Genomic DNA, 15,951 nt, shown 5'->3' with positions numbered 1-15,951 from the left:
CGAATGCAGGTCTATGCCACAGAATTTCATCACGGCCTCCTACGCAAAAGACTAAGTTCGCACCTTGAATTTTGCGCCACCTCCGTGAGGTGGGGAGGCCGGCCAGATGATTCTCAGATTTATTTTCCGAGAAATAAATCAGTCCCCTTCTGTGAAGATTTTCGTGCACTGGTCAGTACAACCTGCCAAGCGAAATCCGGCCCTTTGTGGTGGCGATCAATCGCTTGCTCAAGCGTGTGGCGCAGGCCATGGAGGTGCAACGGCGCTTTATCGCGGATGCCGCGCATGAATTGCGTTCGCCGATGACGGCGCTTTCCCTGCAGGCTGAGCGATTGAACGCCACAGACATGTCGGACGCTGCCCGGCAGAGTTTTGTACCGCTGGTTCAGGGCATCGAGCGCAGTCGCAACCTCATCGAACAACTGTTGGCCCTGGCCGCTGCCCAATCGATCGCGCAAAGAACCGAGACGGTAGTTTCGGTGCATGCAATCTTTCGTCGAGTGCTGGAAGACCTGCTGCCATTGGCAGAAAACAAGGACATCGATATCGGTGTGGAAAGTGTCGAGGACGTGAAGGTCGTTATCAACGAGCTGGACCTGTTTGTTCTGATCAAGAACCTGGTCGACAACGCTATCCGCAATTCACCGGCAGGTGGCCGGGTCGAATTGAATGTCGAGCCGGTGGCGCAGGGCGTACTCATCGAGATCAAGGACTCCGGCCCGGGCATCAGCACCGAAGAACAAGCGCTGGTGTTCGACCCGTTTTACCGCAGTCTGGGTACAGGTGAAGCGGGCTCGGGGCCGGGTCTGTCTATCGTCTGCGCGATCGTCAATCGTAACGATGCAAGCGTCACGTTTGGGTTCTCAGACGAGCCAAACCAGAAAGGACTGCTTGTTTCGGTACGATTGAACAGGAAAGGAGGGGGCTGATTTAGTTTCTGAAAATTAATCAGTCCCCTTTTTTTAGGTTTTCTCGAACCCACTGCTCTGCGCTGGTGACTTGAATGGATTGCTGCTCGTTGAACGTGCCGGCTTTCGGCCAGGCCACGCCTCTGCCTTGTGCGAACACGGCGCGATACTTTTTGATGTGGTGGGTGGGATCTTTTTCGAGCTCCTGGATCAGGTGCTCAACAGTCCAGACGTTGCGCTTGAACGGGCGTTCCAGCACTCGTTCAAGGATGCTCGCCACCTGCCCGTAGGTCACGGTGTCGCCGGAAAGGTAGACAATCTGATTGCGAAAACGAGGCTCGAAGAAGACGATTTCGGCGGTCAGCCTGCCGATGTCTTGCGGTGTCGTGAGCGTCACGCTGTTGTCGAGACTGCCCAGGGCGTTCACGGCGTCGTTTTCGAAGTCCACCACCTCAAACACCGGCTCGAACAGGAAACTGGTGAACATGCCCGTCGAGATGATGACCCACTCGGCTTTATCCTGGGCGCGGAGCAATTCGCGCACATCGAGCTGAGCATCGAAGAGGTCCTGGGGACTGCCTCGCCCGATCACCTCGAAATCCACACCAAACTGCCATGGAAAGTAACGCTTCACACCGGCCTTGAGCGCTGCCGTGGCAAGTTTCATCGGTGTTTCACGACCCGCCACCATGCCGGCACAGCCGATGACGGTATCGAATCTCGCGAAGACTTCAGCCAGCTGATCGATCGAATCGCTCACCAGATCGGCGGCGACCATTTGAACACCCAGACTGCGCAGCTCATCGATTTCTGCCTTTTTCTCCGGCACCTGAGTGCTGATGGTCGAGGCCCTGAGCAGAACACTGATTGTGGAACCGGGGGCGCGTTTTGCGACCTTTGCGAGATTGCGCAAAACCGGCAGGCCGAGTTCGCCGGCGCCCAGTACGAGAATCGATTGGGGGGAAAGCGGTGTGACTTCGGTCATGATGTCTCCTGAAACCTGCTGTCTGTAAGATGGGCAAATACTTGCACCATTCGACAGCACCAGTAAGAAGGCACACGTGTGATACCGGGAGGAGAAATGACCGACCACGAGACTCTTGGCCAGGCAGAGAGGATCTGCCAGACGCTCAGAGACGATGATGATGGAGTGCGGCGAGAAGTCTCACGCATGCCGGCAGTCGCTGGTCGTTGGGCATGCTGCACGCCTTGGGTGTGTACGGCACGATGCGTCATGCCGAGATCAAGCGACAGATGACGGGCGTGACTCAGCGCATGTTGACCAAGACGCTGCGCTCACTGGAGCGTGATGGTCTTCTGATTCGACGGGAGTTCGGTGAAGTTCCGCCGCGTGTCGAATACGAGCTGACGCCACTGGGCATGGGGCTTTTGGTCCGTATGTCACCTGTGTGGACGTGGGTGGTCGAAAACGTCGACGACATTCGCCAGGCACGTCGTGCTTTCGACAGTCAGGTTGACCATAAACCTTCGTGGCAAGTCCCTACGCCCATGGTGGTCTATTCAGAGGTGCCTTAGGACGCTATTGTTCTGCCTGACTACGACGAATCATCACGAGCATAAATCTCACAGCTCAATCGCCCACGTCTGACTCACCAGTTCCTTGCCGAAGCTGTGAATCGGCTCTTCCTCAACCAGCTCAAACCCCGCCCGCTGATACAAGCGGCGGGCATCCACCAGATTGCTGGTAGTCCACAGAATCATCTTTTTGTAGCCGACATCCCGGGCAAAACGCAGGCATTCCTCGATCAGCCGATTGCCGATCCCCAATCCCCGCGCACTGGCATCCACGTAGAGCATGCGCAATTTGGCGGTGGTTTCGTCGCGGCGGATGACGAACACCGAACCCACCACCTTGCCGTCCTTCTCCGCGATCCAGCAGCGCTCGCCGGTTGGGTCGAATTCGCGCAGGTATTTGGCGACGACCTCTGCCACCAGCGCTTCGAACTCTGAATTCCAGCCGTATTCACGGCTGTAGATCGCAGTCTGCTGATGCACCACCAGACCCATGTCGCCGGGCTGCGGATCGCGCAGCAGATAGGTCGTCGACTGGCCACCCTCGAGTAGCGTCTGGATCTGCTTCATCGATGCGATCAGTTGCAGTTGCTGCGGTTCGGACAGGCGTTCGAGCAGGGTGATGACTTCTTGCCGCGAGGCTTGCTCCAGCGGCGCGAGGATCTCGCGGCCGAGGTCGGTGATGTGCAACTGACTGGCGCGGGCGTCGGTGGTGGAGGGGACTTTCTGGATCAGCCCCTTTTTGTCGAAACCGCCGATGAGCCGGCTCATGTAGCCCGCGTCGAGGCCGAGCATCTGGCGCAGGTCGGTGCTGGTCAGATCGCCCTGGGACGCAAGTTCGTAGAGGATGCGCAGCTCGGTCAGCGAATAGTCGCTTTGCAGCAAGTGTTCCTGCAACACGCCGATCTGATGGGTGTAGAAACGGTTGAACTGCCGGACGATGTCGGCGCGGTCGGTGATCGTGGACATGGCGTGATGCTCATATGTTTGCTTTAGGCAACTATATAGTTGCCTTAGGCAAGCAAGTCAAATGAATGATTTCATGATCCCGGACCCAAAGTCAGCCGGAACGAACGCTCAGTCGTGTCCATTCGTATGTTTCTGAGGCTCACGGTTTCCAGATGCGTTGAGTAGAGTGCTTCGGAAAACCAGGTGATCAACAGGGAGCGCCGATGTGCGCCGCTGGCGTTCAGGCTGCCAGCGTGGATCAGATCGGCATCGAAGATCAGGATGTCGTCCGCGTTGCCCGTCAGTTGCACAAATCGGGACTCGTCAGTGAAATCGAACGGGGGCTCGTCCAGGGCAGGGCGATGACTGCCGGTGACAATGCGGGTTGCACCGTTTTCCAGGCCGTAGTCGTCGAGGTATACCAGCGCGTTGATGGTGTCGCCGGGGCGTTGCGCCGACAAGTCGCGGTGCAACTGTTGGTGGCCGCCATTGATGAGCGGTCCGCGGCCCTCGACCAGTGAGAGGAAGAACCGTTCGCCGATCAACTCGCCGACCACCGCCAGCAATTGTGGCAATCGGCACACGGCCTGAACGGTCGGATCAACGTCCAGCTGCGAATGGCGCCAGTCAATGCCGCGGGGCACGGGCCATTCGTTTGAGGATTTGATGCCGGTATCGAAAGCGATGCGAAGGGCGGTCAGCCACGTGTGCGGAACTGCTCCAAAGAGCATTTCGTAGCCTTTGCTATGGAGTAGTTCGCGGCTCGTCATGGCTTCATCAGTCTCCCTTTTTACAATCAGAGCGAGTATTGCCGATCGTGATCAAGCCGACGCGGACCTCGGTATCGCTGCCGTAACCCCAAGACAATCGGTTCCCGTAACTCACCAGATCGTAGATTTCGCTTTCGCCAAGTAGCTGATCATCGCGATTGTCGTACAAACGGAAAAACGCGGGAGATTCCCAGCGGACGAACCATTGAGTTTCGAAGGGGTCGTCTGGAGGCGCCTGCGGGTGAAGGAAGTTGGGTAGTAACCAGAAAGGTCTGAAAGTTTGCACCCTGAAGCAGCCATCGGGGCTGATATCAGCGGCATAGGCTGGCTTCGCCAACGCCTTCTCCCACCACTCGGAAGCACCCCATAGCCCAACACAAAACACTAGGCCGGCCAGGAAGATTTTCATCCGCCGAGAAAAGGCCGAAGGCCGACTATTTGAGCGCGTAGACATAGGCATCCATTGCCGTCCCGTCATCCAGTGTCACCTTGGTCAACACGCGCTGATACTCAGCCCCTTCAAACTCATCCAGCGCCGCCCAGTGCTCGTGGAAATTCTCGGAAGCGAACACGTAGCCTTCGATCACATCGCCATCCTCGGCAATCACCAGACCGGGAAAGCCCATCGCCGCACCCCATCCGGCCTGCGACAGGCGCCCCTTCAGCGAAGCGGCCTGCCACGTGCCGCCGATGTTCAGCATCACATGCTCATTTGGCCGGCCAGGGCCCAGGGTTCCATAAACGAAAAGACGTTCCACGATTGCTCCTGCCAGTCAAAAAAGGGAGGGATCCTGACGGATGAACGATGCGCAGGCAAGACCGCGATCGGTTGTGCGTCGAGCGGGTCAGAAACCCGTCGATCAACGCCAACACCTGTTCCTGGATCACCTCACGGGAACGAGCGCCGCCGTCCGCACAGATGATGCCGTCGCCGGGCGAATACTCTTCGAGCAGGGGAATGGCCGGCGACTGCAATTCGCCCCTTCGAGGCCGTGCCAAATTGTCGTTTTTCATTGTTTTTATCTTCCTTGATCAAATCGTGCAAACAGGACGTTCGCCCAGACGTTCTACCAGTCTTACGAGATAACCATCCGGATCCTGAACGAGAAATTCACGCTGGCCGACTTCGACATCGTCAGCGCGATACCAGGTGTCTTTGCGGGTTTTATAAAGTGGAATCTGGGCGGCGCCCAGTCTTTCGATGATGGGAGCAACCGCCTCAACGTCAATCTGCAGATTGACGCCTCTTCCGAAGGGCTTGCTCAGCTCCGCCGTCAGCCACTGGCCTGCATTCGGATCTACCTGCTCAAGCATGACTTGAGCGCCATTCAGGTCGAGGTAGGCGAAGCCATCTTCAGGGCGTTGATAAGCGATGGTGAAGCCCAGACAGGAGATCCAGAAAGCGAGGCTGGTCTGCAGATCCGTGACCATCAGTTCTGGAACCAGTTTGTTCCGTTCAAACATGAGTGAATTCCTTTTCGTTGAAGTCGGAGCGGCGGTGCCAGACTTCTTTCCCGCGATAATACGAGTCGGGCGCATGGTAAGCGCGAATCGGGGAGCACCGAAAGCTGCACGCATCGAGAATCGTCACAAACCGCGATGACAGGGCCATCTCTCCATGCCTGTAAAAAAACTGACTAGAATCCACATACACTCTTTCAAGGAACGACCCATGTCCGGTTTACGCACGTTGATTGCGACCACGACCTGTATTGCGCTGTTGAGCACTTCGGTGTCAGCGCTGGCCGATCCTGGCAATGGAAAGGGGCAGGGCAAAGGCAACCCGCATAACAGCCAGGATCATGGCAATCAGGGGAAAAAAGGCGGGGGCGGTTATCAGGGGCACGGCCCAAGTATCGATCGCGGCGGGGTGATCGGGATTGTGGACGGCTATCGTGGCTACTGGACCCCAGGCCCGCCATTGCCGCCGGGCATTCAGAAGAACCTGGCGCGGGGCAAACCGCTGCCGCCCGGTATTGCGAAGAAGCTCGATGGTCGACTGCTCGGCAGACTGCCGCACTACGACGGCTATGAATGGCAGCAGGTCGGCACCGATCTGATCCTGGTCGCGCTGGCCACCGGGCTGATTTATGAAGTGCTCAATGGCGCCTTCGATTGAAAAATAGATCTGTCCCCATATGAAAAAGCCCGGCGGATAAGGCCGGGCTTTCGTCGGGTACTGCGGTAAAACCCGGCATTCAGGCGTTACGACTTTCGATCAGACGGTCAGAACCACCTTCGGCAACTGCATCACTGAACAGCGGATCGGTTTCAGTCGCGGCAACCGCATCACTGAACAGCGGATCAGTTTGGGTCGCAGCAGCAACCGCATCACTGAACAATGGATCGGTTTGAGTCGCAGAGGCAACAGCATCGCTGAACAGTGGGTCGGTTTGAGTCGCAGCGGCAACCGCATCGCTGAACAGTGGATCGGTTTCAGTCGCCGCAAAAGCATTCAGGGCGAAGAGCGAGAAGGCGATGCCGATGAGGGTTTGGCGTTTCATGGTTCTGTACTCCGTGTGCAGTGGGTTGGTATGGAGCAGATCCTACGCTTTCGATTTGATATGAGAACTTCATTGAATTAATGGTTGTTATTGATGCGGTCAATGATTGGGCTCGGTGGCCTGAGATGCGCTGAACGGTACCGATGACACCAATTCGCTTGCCAGTCACTGCGTAATAAACCTGCGAATCGCTTGAATGGTTTCGACGGGCGCTTCTTCCATCAGCCAATGACCCGCACCGGCGATCACCAATTCGGTGACGTTGTCGGCGGCATTACGCATCACGATGGCTTCATTGTTGCCGAAGGACTTCTCACCGCCGACCGCCAGCACCGGCATTTTCAGTTTGGTCTTCATCGACGCCTCGTTGTCCACCGCGTCCTGGCGGATCGCGCGGAACTGGGCGAACGCCGCGTGCATGGTGCCGGGGCGGGCGTAGAGTTTGGCGTAGTGTTGGCGGGTGGCTTCGTCGACTTTTTTCGGGTCGCCGGCGAACTCGTTCCAGAAGCGGTCGAGGTAGATACGCTCACGCCCGGCCACCAGTCTCTCTGCGTCCGGGCCGCCGAAGTCGAAATGCCAGAGCATCGGCGAGCGAACAATCTCGTTCCACGGCGGGATCCCTGGAACGGGCGCATCCATCACTACCAGGCGATCGGTCTGCTGGGGATACCGCGAGGCGTAGGCGAAGGCGACCATGGTGCCGATGTCGTGGCCGACCACCACCGAATGCTCGATGCCCAGCGAAGCCAGCACCGCGCGAATATCGCCGGCCTGAGTCTTCTTATCGTAGCCATCGGCAGGGATCGACGACAGGCCCATGCCCCGCAAATCCGGCACCACCACGGTGTGATCCTTCGCCAGATCCGCCGCCAGCGGCGCCCACATATCACCGGTGTCGCCGAAACCGTGCAACAGCACCACCACCGGGCCTTTGCCGCCGATGCGCGTGTGGATTTTCGCACCGTCGACGGCGATGTCCTGAGTGCGGAACGAGGCGGGGAAGGGCGTCACGTCCGCATGGGCCGGAACACTCATGGCCAGCAGCAGGGAAGCGGTGAGCAGGGCGCGGATCATGGCGGTCACTCCAGAGGGGTGGCTGGAGCGTAGACGGATTTGTGGTCGCTGAAGTGCGAATAATGGGCACAGATCGGTTTGTGGACTGGATTTTGGCAACGCTTCAGGAAAGGTATCCGCTGACCCCATCCCACAACAGCTTCAGGGCCGTGACCACCAGCAAGCCGTAGCAGGCGCGGTACATCTGACGCTGGTCCAGTCTGGCGTGCAGCCGCCAGCCCAGCCAGACGCCGCTGGGAATGGCGAGCAAGCTGACGAGCATCAGTGTCAGCACGTTGCCGGTAGGTTTGGCCAGCAGCAGCCATGGCACTGCCTTGAGAAGATTGCCCACGGTGAAAAACAGGCTGGTCGTTCCGGCATACATCTGCTTGCTCAGCCCCAGCGGCAGCAGATAGATCGCCAGTGGCGGCCCGCCGGAATGCGCCACCATCGTCGTGATACCCGAAGTAATGCCGGCAGCCACGGCTTTGGGTGAGGAGCGCGGCCGCACTCGGACTTCTCCGCCCGCTTTGAACCACAAACCGACAAACAACAGCGTGATCGCCGCCATGACGATGGCGATGGCGCGGTGGTCCAGTACCCGGAAAAGCAAATAGCCGGCGCCGATGCCGACGATCAAACCTGGTACCAACAACTTCAGGTCGGGTTTTGACCAGGTGGAAGGCTTCCAGTAGCGCAGGCTGAACAGATCCATGGCGACGAACAATGGCGCCAGCAGCCCGCCAGCCGTGATCGGGTCCATCACCAGCGACAGCAGCGGAATCCCGACAATCGCAAAGCCGCCACCAAACGCGCCCTTCATGAAGCAGATCAGGAACACGCCGGCGAAGGTGACGAGGAGGGTGGTGAAGGTCAGATCCACGGCGTGTGCTCACTTCATTTCGGGCGGGGAGTGGCCTTAATTTCGCTCACGGTCTGCAGGATGAACAGTTACAGTTTCGAGGCCGATCCACGGACCAGTTGCCAACTGGATCGAATGTGGGCCTCGGGCAAAGTTCGGTTTGGGGAGATAGGGGCATATGCGGCTTGAAGACATCCTGACCGAAGACCTTTACGTGGTGTTCTGCGGAATCAATCCGGGCTTATTGGCGGCAGCGGGTATCCGGCAAGAAGTCGATCAAGTGGGGGCTGCAAGAGGACACGTTCGGCGGCGCTGACGTCTGGATACTGCCCAATCCCAGCGGGCGCAATCTGGCTTTCAATCAGGCGCAACTGGTGACGGCGTATCGTCAGCTTTACCTGGCAACACGCGAAACCATGATCGACTCCCAGTCCGGGATGGGTTTTATATAAAGCAGCTCGTATTCCCCATTTTTTGATGACGCGCAAGGAGCGGCCCTTGATGGATTACCTGATTCGAAACGCTACGAATGCAGATGCGCCAGCGATCAGTCGAACGATCCTCAATGCTTTGCGCGCGTCGAACGTTAAGGACTACTCCGCCGAAATCATCGAGCAAGTGGCGCAAAGCTTTTCTCCCCCGGCGATCCTTCATCTGCTGACTAAGCGTCAAGTCCTCGTGGCTACAGCCGGCAGCCATATCGTTGCAACCGCAAGCCTGGATCACGACATTGTCCGAAGTGTGTTTGTCGATCCGTGCCATCAAGGAAAGGGCGTCGGAAGACGCCTGATGGAGAGGATTCAATCACTTGCCATCAATGCAGGTCTGAACCAGCTGCGTGTGCCCTCTTCAATCACTGCAGAAGGCTTCTATGCTTCGCTTGGGTTTGAAAAGGTTCGAGACGAGTTTCACGGGGCGGAGCGCACGGTCATCATGGCGAAGGCATTGGAGCTGTAGCGCCCCAGAGTGCAGAGAGGCACGAGGCCTACTTGATGGGGACAGATCTATTTTCACGTTTGGGATTAGTAGATCGGTCCCCATTTTTCCTAAACTCGAGGTCGTTCCAGCTTGATCCACTCTTGTACTGTCTTGCGCTGCCATTGGCGTTGAGCGTAATCCTCCAGTTGAGCCGGCACAGTGTCTCCGTTGAGTATCAATCGGTTCAGCATCAACGCGAGATCAACATCGGCGATCGACCATTCACCAAAAAGGTAGTCCGGATTGTCGGTCAGCAGCCATTGAGCGACATCAATCAACTTTTGCTTGGCAGCCTCAGCCGACGCTGACAATGGTCCATATTTCTGACCATAGAACACGACAAGGGTAGAGCGCTCCTGTCGGATCGGGAGCAAATCACTGCGTAGCCACGCTTGAACTTGCCTCACTGCCGCGCGTTTCTGTGGGTGCCGTGGGTAAACAGGTGTCTGGGGGAACACATCTTCCAGGTATTCCGTGATCGCCGACGACTCCGACAACGCAAAGTTGCCATGCACGAGGGTAGGCACTCTCTGAGTCAGCGAAAGACGGGCGTAATCGCTGGCCTGGTTCTCCAGTTTGTCCAGGTCCAGGGTGCTCATTTCGAACTCGATTCCCTTTTCTCGAAGGGCCACAAAGCACGACATTGCGTAGGGACTGGTGAATTGAGCATCGACGTAAAGGCGCAGGCTTGAGTCATTCATAGCGTCATCTCCATATGCTGAGTGGACACGCTAAAAGATTCGACGCTTTAAATAAAATTCATGTTTTTTATGGAGGCATTCCTGTCAGGAATGCAGTATGGCGGCGGGCGAACAGGAATGGGGACGGCTCTTTTTTTTCACCACCGGATAAAAAGATCTGTCCCCATTTTTATCTGAACGCCACGCCCGCCTGGAAAACAGGGAATTGATCCCTGTTCCCCGGTGGCCAACCTAGGGCAGTCCTTTCACTAAACGCAAACACCCCGGGCCAATGCCCTTCGTAGTTAACGAGGGTGTCGGCCCGGGCTGTTTGCGTTCCATAACCTCTTGAGCCGCGCTTTTTCCTGCAGCAGCGTGGAACTCAACAAGTCGCGCTACAGAAGCCGCCTGGAGGAAATCTCTTTCCAGATTCAGCCGTCGACTAGCGACCCTTTTTTGGTTAATCCGAGTTGGGCGACGTTGTGCTTAGGTGTCTTCAGTAAAGAGGGAAACGTTAATGTAGAAATACTTAATTTCTGACCACGAATCCCTTTTGTCTATCGGCGTCTCTTCGGATCCCATACCCAGCATGTACCCCACACGTGTTTTTTTATCGCGATAGAAGAACGGTGCTGAATCCCATCCGCAACACATATGCTGAAGTTGTGGCAAACCGAAGCTTTGATTCATGTATCGCTCAGCTTTAAGCGCATCAAGGCCTTTTACTCGGTAGCGAGCAATCAAAGGTTTCCCTTGTATGTCGTTGTCCTGGGTGCACGTCAGAAGCTCAACAAATTCAGGTTTGTCGCTGATTTTTGCCAGGAAGTCCTCACAGTGCTGTTCAGCCTTTGCGCAACCGGCCAAGACAGACAGCACTCCGAAAAAGAGTCCAAGGAATAACTTTTTCATCTATTTTTCCACGACCAAGGTGCCAATGTACTTTCCTTTGCCTTCTTTCATACGCTTATCAATCAGGTAGTCGTAAATATCGTTCCATTTCAGTAGTTCGTAAAAAGTAACGCAGCCTTCTGATAAATGTCCGATGTGGACGTACCGACTGCTGTTCCCGGTTGTGCCTTGTACTTCAATAGGGAACCAGACGTCGTTGCATCGAATTTTTCCAGGGTGAGCAGCCTTGTAACCAGCAGTGGAAATGTTGGCATGAGACTGATCGGGAGCCATTATTTTATGAGTACCTGGCGGAAGCGGTGTGTATTGGCCACCCCAAACACTATTTAGCGTGACTCTGGCCGTTTTACCATCGAAGCTAGCGATGGCCCATTGTTGTTTGTTCGTATCTCCTCGGATGTTGGAATGTTCAGGTACTGGGCTTCCACTGTATTTAACCTTCAAAACAGCAGGCGGTTTTGGAGCAACACTCGAAAAATACTTCTCGGCATTTTGAGTGCCCATACTGGCTTCCTCGCCAACATGTGAGCTATTACCGTCAGCCACTCTAAAGTAAGTGCGACCTCCTTTTTCTCTGAGTAGCGTTACTTTTGTGTACTCACAGAGATAGGCATCGTTACCACTTGGTTCAAGGCGTATTCTCAACCACCCGCTATCATCAGGTCTGCGCGAATATTTGGTAGTGACAGTAACTTGGTGGTTGCTATCTTGCTGGTTATTTGAACTTGTCCGATTGTTGGTAAGTACTGACATTCTTCAGTGTCCATTCAGAAGTTTGGATCAAGCGAGATCGTCTGGTTCCAGATGTAGTTCTTCAACGATTGAGGTTGGAATACGCTGGGTTTTTCCGAGCTCGTTCGTTACGCCTCTATAAACTTTTCCCGACGCGGTGGTGACCATATAGGCAAAGTCGGCCACGGGTTCACCATCAGAATCGAGCAAGGTAAATTGCTCATCGAAGCCCAATGAAAGCGGAGTAACCGGAGTGATCGCCGCACCTCCACCACTGTTGCCGATGATAACGGTGCCAGACCCTCCCGTAACTACATTGCCATGACTGCCGAGGCTTCCAACAACAACCGCTGGCAAACCGTTGATCAGTACACTGGTCATGACGTTGCCTGCGATCTGGCTTCCACAAGCGGTAGGATCAGTTTGTCTGGCTGCGCTCAAACCGTCAAAAAATACATCTGGCGAACCACTGGTAATAGGGTTGGTGCCATGACCCGGTAATGGGCAAGCTGTAGGGTCGGACACTCGAGCTGCAGGTTTACCACTCATAAAAATCTCCTTAGTTGATGTGGGTTTGATAAGAGCCGGCCGTGCTTCCAAAGCACCAACAGCAATTAACCGGATCGAATAATGAAATTTGATCCCAGTTACTGGATTCAGCGACTCGTGTTGACATTGCACCTAGAGCTTCAGTCTTGTGCCAAAACATTTCTTTCGGATGGGCAACATCCAGTTCATTGAGAAACGTGTTGTAGTCGGGGAGTTTCAAGAGTCCGTAAACGTTTCCAAGCTTGCGTGGAAGTTCATCACCCCAGTTTAAGTAGTAATCTCTTCCCCAATTGCGCACGTCGATGTAAGTGAACCATCCCATGGGTACAAGCTGTTTGTTTTGAATCAACAATTGGTCGTTTTGTGCAGCAAAGCCAAGGCAAATGTGAAGATTCAAACCGCTTTGTTGCTCCGCTAAAGGGCCAGGATAGAAAAACTGCGAGAGAGGTTGTGCTTCAAGATCAGAATTTTGTGCTGCAAGTTCTGCGTCGAGTCGAGAGACAAATGCCCGAACCGCAGAGATGCCATTGAAAGTCGTTGTGCAGCTGACCTCTTGATATTGACCGTCGCTGTTTCTTCTGGTCAAACCATAGAGGCGAATTGAGGATTTAAACGTAGGTGACTGATGCATCCCTGCTCCAGAAAAAAAATGACAAGACACCTCAAAATGAGGGGACGTGCCTGGCTCTTGTCCATTGAGCTCCATTTAGGAAATTTCGGAAATTCGCAAGAGGTATACCTCTTGGCTTGCTGTCGAAATTGCCCATTTCCCGCTAATGCGCGCGCTGGCCAGATTGTCAGGTAAGGAGGGTTTTGTCGATGATGAGCGTCCGAAAATAGTCCCATCCTCTTTTCATCACATGCCTGCCTGAGTCGAAGTCTGTATCAAAAACGGGGCGTGATGCGCTTGCTGTAGGAGCAGCCGCAAACCGGTGCTCCTACAAACATTGGTTGGTTATGCGACCTCGACGTGATCCAGCGCCTGATTCACCGCCAGCTCGGCGATCATCACGATCTGCGTAATACCGATCGCCGTCTTGCGATGCGAGGGATCGAGCGTGGCCGCGAAATTACTCAGCATCTCACTGGCTGCACCGAGGTTTTCGCTGGCGTTGGCCAGCAGGCATTCGGTGTTGAATTTCGGATTGGCCAGGTACATCCGCTCGGGCTCGTTCAAGGACGACATGATCCCGGCGGCGGGGAAGAGGTAGTGATCCAACGCACGCTCGGCGGCGTCGTGGAGTTTTTTGGAGTTGGGGGATTCGTAGGGGGAGGTGGGGTCTGTTTCGGGTGGGTTGGGTGTTGGTTTGATCATGGTGGAACTCCTTGTGTCGTCATCAGGAGCCATCACCCACACGCTACCAAACGTTGGGTGGTGGCCATACGCAGGTTGGTAGACCGGGACACAAGGAGACCGGCGCGCCCGAAGACGCCCTGTGCATGGCCACCATAAAGCCGAGGCGATTGACCGCCGCGATGGTGTGCTCTGCATCTTGTGTTTATCTCGGGCTACCAAACCCGATCACTGTTTTTCAGTGACCCGGAAACGATAAAACCCGCGGTGTAGACACACAAGCCGGCGGATTCTGGCGTAGTCGTAGGCAATGACGCAAGGCGTTGTAGCCTTGGGGAAGTTACGGCGGGTTGCTTTAAACGGAGCTGTTTAAAAGCTCAAAGCCTGGAGGAAATCTCCTTCCAGATGTAGCCATAGTTGTACTGCAGCCAACGAACCAACGCCTTATCAAACTGCCTGCGAAACCAATTACGTTTTCTTGCTGCCAGCCTTTCCTCAATTGAGGCTCTGAGCGAGTCAGGATCGAAGCCTGTCCAGACAGTGGGCAAGACAGCTGCAAGATTGGTGAAACACACGGGCGCCACTTCTGAATACAGGATTTTGTACAGCGCGTCCGGATCGACGCCTTTGACCTCACGCGCGATGTAGTCGTAATCGGTCGGAAAATCGTTGAAAGGCCAGGAGAGTGCAGCCCTGACGTCGGTCAGCTGCGGCTCAGTCAGAAGATGTCCCAAAACCAAACTCCTTTTAGTTCGCCACTCAGTGGATGAGGATAAGAGACGGGTATTTCTTGAGAGATAGTACTGGGCTTTATTGGCAGAAAGGGAACGGCGGGATTTTCAGGATTTCGGAAAGTGCGGAATTTTTGCGAGCCATTCGCGGTGGGCGAGAGCGCTTGGCACGGAGCCAAGCGCTCAGGGTAGGGCGGGGCACTTACGGCTCCACCCTGATGTTTCAGTTTTTGCTGGCGTTCAGCTTGCGCAGTTCTTCGTAGGTCGCCGACTGGACGAACCAGAAGCCGGAAATGATGCACCAGCACAGGGTGCCGGCCACGAAAATACCCAGCGCCGGCAAGAACCCGCTGGTGAAAATCGCGACGATAGCGACCAGCCAGATGAATGCCAGGGAGAGATAGAGGACGGTGTTGTTGACGCTGATGACGAAGTCTTTCACGAGGGCATATTCCTTGCGGGATGTAGAAAAATTCCCCCTCTCCGGGGGAGGCGCAAGCATGCTATCACAATGCCTTCATGCTTCAAGGAACGGGACGGACTCGTTATTCATAAAATAGATTTTTCCCATTTTTTATATGGTCGATAACAAGGGAATTACTGCGACGTCTCTCCACAGACATTCCAAACTCTCAAAGATAAATTTGGCGTTCAATAAGCCAATACTTGGAAGGATAAATCGAGCTTCCTTCACTTTCCTTGTAGGCCTAAGCTATTAGGAAAGTGAAGGAGTCAAGACCGAAGAACTCACGAGGATTCAACGAGGCGAGGCTTTCGTGCATAGAACAGCCAAGCCATGATGCTGGTGTGTGCGACCGCAAACGGTCTTCTATGTGCGTGAAGCATCAACCTCAATATACTTCTTGACTCACCTTGGCGTCTAGCTCTCTAGAAAAATCAAAATCTCCCCATTTGGTGAACCAATTTTTGCTATATCTTTGAATTCTCTGCAAATTATTTTTAGGAACGCCATACAGTTGCAAAATTATTTTTTTAGTATCATCGCTCACAAATGGGCATGCTATGAGATCGAGCGCCAAATGCACCATTTCAGAGTCACCTACCAGCGAGTCCTGCTTCTGATGGAACCTCTCCAATACATGCTTTTCCAAAGCTGTCCTGAGCCGTGAGTAACGAGCTTTATTCTCTATGTAGAAAAATATGGTTACTACAGAGAAGTAGTTTAGATTAGATTTCGCTTGGAATTGGCCATCTTTGAGCTCGAAACCAAAGCTGTAGCCGAGTACTTTTTCATCTATGCGATAGTTTCTACCTAGCTGGCGCATTAGAACTAAAAGGTACATGATCTCAATTTTTGCGCCGTTTCCATCTGAGTGGTGATCCATTACGCTTCGGCATCTCTCGTATATTATTTGGGAAATCAGTGCGCCGTAGCTCAAACCAATTGGCTCGTTTTTGTAAAATGAAAGAATGCGCTGGCATATGCGGCATAGCTTAATGGTGGTGTTAACTTTTGGAGAGACTGCGTAGATAAAAAAT

Annotated in this window: 20 protein-coding genes and 4 pseudogenes; 5 read left to right on the top strand and 19 right to left on the bottom strand. The window is 54.6% G+C overall.

Going from position 1 to position 15,951, the window contains the following annotated elements; translation table 11 throughout:
- Positions 1–173: 173 nt before the first annotated feature.
- Positions 174–929 (top strand): annotated as a pseudogene (locus tag EIY71_RS27980) (ATP-binding protein); the annotation flags it as partial.
- 19 nt (positions 930–948) lie between these two features.
- Here the strand turns inward: EIY71_RS27980 and EIY71_RS27975 are convergent.
- Positions 949–1,893, bottom strand: coding sequence for an aromatic alcohol reductase (locus EIY71_RS27975; protein WP_134023942.1), 945 nt, complete (start codon positions 1,891–1,893; stop codon positions 949–951).
- Between the two features lie 96 nt (positions 1,894–1,989).
- Here EIY71_RS27975 and EIY71_RS27970 point away from each other — a divergent pair.
- Positions 1,990–2,444 (top strand): annotated as a pseudogene (locus EIY71_RS27970) (winged helix-turn-helix transcriptional regulator).
- 48 nt (positions 2,445–2,492) lie between these two features.
- On the opposite strand, the gene EIY71_RS27965 reads toward EIY71_RS27970, so the two are convergent.
- The 6 genes from EIY71_RS27965 to EIY71_RS27940 all read right to left on the bottom strand — a co-directional run bounded on the left by EIY71_RS27965 (position 2,493) and on the right by EIY71_RS27940 (position 5,623).
- Positions 2,493–3,410 carry a helix-turn-helix domain-containing GNAT family N-acetyltransferase gene (locus EIY71_RS27965; RefSeq protein WP_134023940.1) on the bottom strand — a complete coding sequence of 306 codons (918 nt, stop codon included), beginning with the start codon at positions 3,408–3,410 and terminating at the stop codon, positions 2,493–2,495.
- 71 nt (positions 3,411–3,481) lie between these two features.
- The gene (locus EIY71_RS27960; protein ID WP_102718778.1) at positions 3,482–4,159 is read right to left on the bottom strand and encodes a phytanoyl-CoA dioxygenase family protein; all 678 of its coding nucleotides are present in this window, start codon (positions 4,157–4,159) and stop codon (positions 3,482–3,484) included.
- A gap of 7 nt (positions 4,160–4,166) precedes the next feature.
- Complete coding sequence (locus tag EIY71_RS27955; protein WP_256584401.1) at positions 4,167–4,496, bottom strand: hypothetical protein; 330 nt, start codon at positions 4,494–4,496, stop codon at positions 4,167–4,169.
- Between the two features lie 97 nt (positions 4,497–4,593).
- On the bottom strand, positions 4,594–4,917 hold the full coding sequence (locus EIY71_RS27950) for a gamma-glutamylcyclotransferase (protein ID WP_102686752.1): 324 nt from the start codon (positions 4,915–4,917) through the stop codon (positions 4,594–4,596).
- On the bottom strand, positions 4,868–5,173 hold the full coding sequence (locus EIY71_RS29050) for a hypothetical protein (RefSeq protein ID WP_372239323.1): 306 nt from the start codon (positions 5,171–5,173) through the stop codon (positions 4,868–4,870). Before EIY71_RS29050 ends, EIY71_RS27950 begins: the two co-directional genes overlap by 50 nt.
- An 18-nt stretch (positions 5,174–5,191) precedes the next feature.
- Positions 5,192–5,623, bottom strand: a complete 432-nt coding sequence (locus EIY71_RS27940; RefSeq protein WP_134023938.1) for a VOC family protein — start codon at positions 5,621–5,623, stop codon at positions 5,192–5,194.
- 208 nt (positions 5,624–5,831) lie between these two features.
- On the opposite strand from EIY71_RS27940, the gene EIY71_RS27935 reads away from it, so the two are divergent.
- Positions 5,832–6,278: an anti-virulence regulator CigR family protein gene (locus EIY71_RS27935; protein ID WP_134023936.1), complete on the top strand. Its 447-nt coding sequence runs from the start codon at positions 5,832–5,834 to the stop codon at positions 6,276–6,278.
- A 79-nt stretch (positions 6,279–6,357) separates the two neighbouring features.
- On the opposite strand, the gene EIY71_RS27930 is transcribed toward EIY71_RS27935, so the two are convergent.
- The 3 genes from EIY71_RS27930 to EIY71_RS27920 form a co-directional block, all read right to left on the bottom strand.
- Entirely contained in the window at positions 6,358–6,663 is a 306-nt protein-coding gene (locus EIY71_RS27930; protein WP_134023934.1) for a hypothetical protein, read from the bottom strand.
- Positions 6,664–6,828: 165 nt separating this feature from the next.
- Positions 6,829–7,737 (bottom strand): alpha/beta fold hydrolase, encoded by a 909-nt coding sequence (locus EIY71_RS27925; protein WP_134023932.1) that lies wholly within the window; start codon positions 7,735–7,737, stop codon positions 6,829–6,831.
- 103 nt (positions 7,738–7,840) lie between these two features.
- Entirely contained in the window at positions 7,841–8,599 is a 759-nt protein-coding gene (locus tag EIY71_RS27920) for a sulfite exporter TauE/SafE family protein (RefSeq protein ID WP_134023930.1), read from the bottom strand.
- 236 nt (positions 8,600–8,835) lie between these two features.
- Between EIY71_RS27920 and EIY71_RS28815 the strand changes: the two are divergent.
- A pseudogene (locus tag EIY71_RS28815) lies at positions 8,836–9,030 on the top strand (hypothetical protein); the annotation flags it as partial.
- A gap of 49 nt (positions 9,031–9,079) precedes the next feature.
- Complete coding sequence (locus EIY71_RS27910; RefSeq protein WP_134023928.1) at positions 9,080–9,535, top strand: GNAT family N-acetyltransferase; 456 nt, start codon at positions 9,080–9,082, stop codon at positions 9,533–9,535.
- 89 nt (positions 9,536–9,624) lie between these two features.
- Here the strand turns inward: EIY71_RS27910 and yfcF are convergent, their stop codons facing one another.
- The 9 genes and pseudogenes from yfcF to EIY71_RS27865 all read right to left on the bottom strand — a co-directional run.
- Positions 9,625–10,257, bottom strand: coding sequence for a glutathione transferase (gene yfcF, locus EIY71_RS27905; protein WP_134023926.1), 633 nt, complete (start codon positions 10,255–10,257; stop codon positions 9,625–9,627).
- A gap of 465 nt (positions 10,258–10,722) precedes the next feature.
- On the bottom strand, positions 10,723–11,145 hold the full coding sequence (locus EIY71_RS27900; RefSeq protein WP_134023924.1) for a DUF4952 domain-containing protein: 423 nt from the start codon (positions 11,143–11,145) through the stop codon (positions 10,723–10,725).
- The gene (locus EIY71_RS27895; protein WP_134023922.1) at positions 11,146–11,898 is read right to left on the bottom strand and encodes a hypothetical protein; all 753 of its coding nucleotides are present in this window, start codon (positions 11,896–11,898) and stop codon (positions 11,146–11,148) included.
- A 27-nt stretch (positions 11,899–11,925) separates the two neighbouring features.
- A complete protein-coding gene (locus tag EIY71_RS27890; RefSeq protein WP_134023920.1) occupies positions 11,926–12,426 on the bottom strand; it encodes a PAAR domain-containing protein in 501 nt (166 codons plus the stop codon).
- 10 nt (positions 12,427–12,436) lie between these two features.
- Positions 12,437–13,057 carry a hypothetical protein gene (locus EIY71_RS27885; RefSeq protein ID WP_134023918.1) on the bottom strand — a complete coding sequence of 207 codons (621 nt, stop codon included), beginning with the start codon at positions 13,055–13,057 and terminating at the stop codon, positions 12,437–12,439.
- Between the two features lie 324 nt (positions 13,058–13,381).
- Positions 13,382–13,741 (bottom strand): DUF6124 family protein, encoded by a 360-nt coding sequence (locus EIY71_RS27880; protein ID WP_039773181.1) that lies wholly within the window; start codon positions 13,739–13,741, stop codon positions 13,382–13,384.
- Positions 13,742–14,097: 356 nt separating this feature from the next.
- A complete protein-coding gene (locus EIY71_RS27875; protein WP_134023916.1) occupies positions 14,098–14,454 on the bottom strand; it encodes a hypothetical protein in 357 nt (118 codons plus the stop codon).
- Between the two features lie 220 nt (positions 14,455–14,674).
- On the bottom strand, positions 14,675–14,893 hold the full coding sequence (locus tag EIY71_RS27870; RefSeq protein WP_011333849.1) for a hypothetical protein: 219 nt from the start codon (positions 14,891–14,893) through the stop codon (positions 14,675–14,677).
- Positions 14,894–15,302: 409 nt separating this feature from the next.
- Positions 15,303–15,951, bottom strand: a pseudogene (locus EIY71_RS27865) (reverse transcriptase); the annotation flags it as partial.

This window comes from Pseudomonas sp. CH235, from assembly GCF_004368175.1.
Taxonomy (GTDB): domain Bacteria; phylum Pseudomonadota; class Gammaproteobacteria; order Pseudomonadales; family Pseudomonadaceae; genus Aquipseudomonas; species Aquipseudomonas paraglycinae.
The sequence above is the reverse complement of the archived record's forward strand: the minus strand, read 5'-3'. Positions and strand labels throughout refer to the sequence as shown.

Bases quoted from the DNA above. Each gene is read 5' to 3' on its own strand.
- EIY71_RS27930 (WP_134023934.1), bottom strand. From the start codon at position 6,663: ATGAAACGCCAAACCCTCATCGGCATCGCCTTCTCGCTCTTCGCCCTG.
- EIY71_RS27975 (WP_134023942.1), bottom strand. From the start codon at position 1,893: ATGACCGAAGTCACACCGCTTTCCCCCCAATCGATTCTCGTACTGGGC.
- EIY71_RS27880 (WP_039773181.1), bottom strand. From the start codon at position 13,741: ATGATCAAACCAACACCCAACCCACCCGAAACAGACCCCACCTCCCCC.
- EIY71_RS27925 (WP_134023932.1), bottom strand. From the start codon at position 7,737: ATGATCCGCGCCCTGCTCACCGCTTCCCTGCTGCTGGCCATGAGTGTT.
- EIY71_RS27940 (WP_134023938.1), bottom strand. From the start codon at position 5,623: ATGTTTGAACGGAACAAACTGGTTCCAGAACTGATGGTCACGGATCTG.
- EIY71_RS29050 (WP_372239323.1), bottom strand. From the start codon at position 5,173: ATGAAAAACGACAATTTGGCACGGCCTCGAAGGGGCGAATTGCAGTCG.
- EIY71_RS27960 (WP_102718778.1), bottom strand. From the start codon at position 4,159: ATGACGAGCCGCGAACTACTCCATAGCAAAGGCTACGAAATGCTCTTT.
- EIY71_RS27910 (WP_134023928.1), top strand. From the start codon at position 9,080: ATGGATTACCTGATTCGAAACGCTACGAATGCAGATGCGCCAGCGATC.
- yfcF (WP_134023926.1), bottom strand. From the start codon at position 10,257: ATGAATGACTCAAGCCTGCGCCTTTACGTCGATGCTCAATTCACCAGT.
- EIY71_RS27895 (WP_134023922.1), bottom strand. From the start codon at position 11,898: ATGTCAGTACTTACCAACAATCGGACAAGTTCAAATAACCAGCAAGAT.
- EIY71_RS27885 (WP_134023918.1), bottom strand. From the start codon at position 13,057: ATGCATCAGTCACCTACGTTTAAATCCTCAATTCGCCTCTATGGTTTG.
- EIY71_RS27890 (WP_134023920.1), bottom strand. From the start codon at position 12,426: ATGAGTGGTAAACCTGCAGCTCGAGTGTCCGACCCTACAGCTTGCCCA.
- EIY71_RS27965 (WP_134023940.1), bottom strand. From the start codon at position 3,410: ATGTCCACGATCACCGACCGCGCCGACATCGTCCGGCAGTTCAACCGT.
- EIY71_RS27900 (WP_134023924.1), bottom strand. From the start codon at position 11,145: ATGAAAAAGTTATTCCTTGGACTCTTTTTCGGAGTGCTGTCTGTCTTG.
- EIY71_RS27935 (WP_134023936.1), top strand. From the start codon at position 5,832: ATGTCCGGTTTACGCACGTTGATTGCGACCACGACCTGTATTGCGCTG.